We start from the raw sequence: 3,095 nt of genomic DNA, 5'->3' as shown, positions 1-3,095 counted from the left end.
ATCGCGGCCGCCCCGTTGGGGCTTAAGGTGGTGGGACGTCGTGAATACAACAACGTTATAAGAAATCGACGCTAAAATCTTAAAATTTACAAAATGTGTATCAATGATATACTAATCTATGGAAATAGTATTAGGAGGGGATTAATATGAATATTGCTATTATTTTAGGCGTCAGCGAGTATATTGATTCAGCAAATAATCTGCCTGGATGTCAAACTGATGTTGATTATATAAACCATGTTGTTCGTGGGATAAATAAATTTGATGAGATTTTAGTGCTTAATGAAAAAACAAATAGTAATGATATAAAAAACCAGTTAACAAATTTTTTGTCTAAGTTTGAAGATAAACAATTAGGCGAACTATTTTTCTATTACACCGGTCATGGAGAGTTTTTTAATAACGAGTTTTATTATATTCTTTCTGACTTTGACAAAAAGAAAAGAAAACAAACTTCTCTTGAAAATAATGAATTAGATAACCTATTTAGAAGTGTCAATCCAGAACTACTTATAAAAGTCGTAGACGCTTGTCAAGCAGGTGTTACATACGTAAAAGGCGGAGACAGCTCCTTTGAAAAATATTTAAATGAGACTGGCAGCCGATTTAACAAATGCTATTTTATGTTCTCATCTCAAAGTGAACAGTACTCATATCAGGATGAGGTCAGTCACTTTACTAAAAGTTTTGTAAATGCTGTGATATCTCATAAATCGGAAAATATTAGATATAAGGATATTATTGATTATATCTCTGATGAATTTGAAAACAATTCAGAACAAACACCATTTTTTGTAACACAAGCGAATTTCACCGAGAAGTTTGCCTTTATTGATCAAGAAATGAGAAATACGTTGCTGTCGATATTTAATTCTGATTCAAAGGATAAGAAAAAAGATACAGAAAAAAGCGTAGTTTCCTTTGAAGAATTTGTTATGAACGAAGCTAATGAATTTTGTACAGAAGTGGATGTTTTGAAAATTATGGGGGAAATAAAAGAACAAATAGAGAAATACAGTTTCCCTACGAATTTCACGAACATTTATGATGTCGAAATTCATCCTTTTAAAACGTTAGAGAATAAACGTCTCACAGAACCAAATGTTCCTAAGCTAAATCTTATTGGTAAGTGGCTCAAAGATAATAAGCATGATTATTTTGCAAAGCCTAATATTAATGTTGAAACATATATTGAAGAACAAGAGGAACCCTCGTTTGCAACAGCTCTGTTTAATTTTGGTTTGAATAAATCGGAGAAAAAAAAGAACGTTACAAAAACACGTGAAATAATTACTGGGTATTCAACAACATATGAATACCCATATAAAGCAATAAGGATTATTGCAAAACCTAAATACGAAAATTTACAATGGTATAATTGTTCACTATTATTTATTACTTCAAAGAATAATATTAGATTGTTTTATTTTTGCTCAAACTACGATGAATCAAATTGGAGTAATAGAAGTATTAATAATAATTTTGATTGGAAAACTGTTGAAGTAAAACTAAAAGATAATCAAAAAATTAGTGAAACTCTTAATAAAATTCTTTCAGAATATACTTATTATATTTTAGCCCCCCTAGTTGAGAGATATAATTCCTCCGTAATGCAAACTAAAACTGAAGACAAGGGAAATGAAACTGCTAAAACTGAAAGCAAAAAAGATGAAACCAATAAAACCGTAGGTAATAAAACCGAAGGCAATAAAACAGAAAGCAAAAAATCCGAAAGCCAGAAAGACTTGGAATTGAAGGTTTCTCAATAACAATATTTGAATGCCCGAGCCGGAAGGCAGGGCGTTTTTTGTAACTCAATGATGGCGTCGACTTCTTATAACACCATATTCACGCATCGGGCATTCGCCCTCGGTCCGGCACGAAGTTAGAAGTGGAGTCGAAGAGGCATTTCAGTAGCAGGGAAGTTAATTCAGCCGGACACATCCCACCACCTAACCGCATCGCGGCCACCCTCCGGGCTCAAGGTGGTAGGACGTCGTGAATACAACAACGTTAGACGTAATTACCGAAACACATGAAAGGAGAAGTTCATCATATATCAGAATCCAAGAATAATAGGAATTATTACATGGGTAACAATCATAATTACAATGATTCCATCAGTTTATGTTCAGATATGGCCATTGGCTTCGAAGTTTCTTTTAGGTACTTTTGCGCCTGGTGTATTAATTAACTCATTTGTTCATAGACATTTTTGGATCATTCTATTCTTACTTTTTATCATAAATTTCTATTATGTATTAATTGAGCTGTTTAGAAGTTTGAAACTGCGACTCTATACAATTCTAAGCATCTCTGTGGTCCTGATTGTATTGTTTATATCATTTGATTCTAAAGTTTTTTATCAAGATCTCTATGACTATTTCAATAACAAGGAAATTCAAACTTCGAAAATAAAATACTTAGAAATTGAAAAAAATAATGGAGTGAAAATTACTTCAAATACTTATCGTATTATCTTGGATAACGATGCAAAGTTTAATGTGAATTCTTTTATGAGCGTCATTGATGAAGAGTCGGTTGGTGACAAAATAAAAATAGAGTATTTGAAGCATTCAAAGAAAATTGTAGATCTAAAGATTATTAAATAATTACAGTACTTGTTGAATGTTTGTCATGAAGTCAGTAACTACGTCTAACACCATATTCACGCATCGCAGCCTTACGGCTGCTCGGTCCGGCAGAAGTCCGAAGTGAGTTCGATGAGGCATTTCAGTATGCGGAGAAGTAATCGCAGCCGGACACATCCGCACCGACTAACCGCATCGCGGCCGCCCCTAACGGGGCTTAAGTCGGTAGGACGTCGTGAATACAACAACGTTAGACGAAATTCTCTGTAAGAGCGTCCATAAGATCAATAAAGAACAGAATAATAACAAACAAAGTAGTCGCGAGATACACCGGTGGAGAATTATACTTCGGAGTCGCGGCTTCTTTTTTATGTGGAATTAAAGTGCGTCACTAGAAAGACTGGGTTATAATTCCAATAAGAAGGAAGTAGAAAGATAAGATGTTTCCGCTAACCTACCATGACCGAAATTAGCCGGTAAAAGATGTCCAAACATAGACCGATA

The 3,095-nt window shown here is 34.1% G+C and carries 1 protein-coding gene; it reads left to right on the top strand.

Annotated elements, in window-relative coordinates; translation table 11 throughout:
* The first annotated feature begins 146 nt into the window (after positions 1–146).
* Positions 147–1,769: a caspase family protein gene (locus tag ACFPQ4_RS02615; RefSeq protein ID WP_378110174.1), complete on the top strand. Its 1,623-nt coding sequence runs from the start codon at positions 147–149 to the stop codon at positions 1,767–1,769.
* The last annotated feature ends 1,326 nt before the right edge of the window (positions 1,770–3,095 follow it).

The sequence above is a fragment of the Cohnella yongneupensis genome, from assembly GCF_042655785.1.
GTDB classification, from domain to species: Bacteria; Bacillota; Bacilli; order Paenibacillales; family Paenibacillaceae; genus Cohnella; species Cohnella yongneupensis.
Note: the sequence above shows the minus strand (reverse complement) of the source record. Positions and strands in the feature narration are given on the sequence as shown.

Bases quoted from the DNA above. Each gene is read 5' to 3' on its own strand.
- ACFPQ4_RS02615 (WP_378110174.1), top strand. From the start codon at position 147: ATGAATATTGCTATTATTTTAGGCGTCAGCGAGTATATTGATTCAGCA.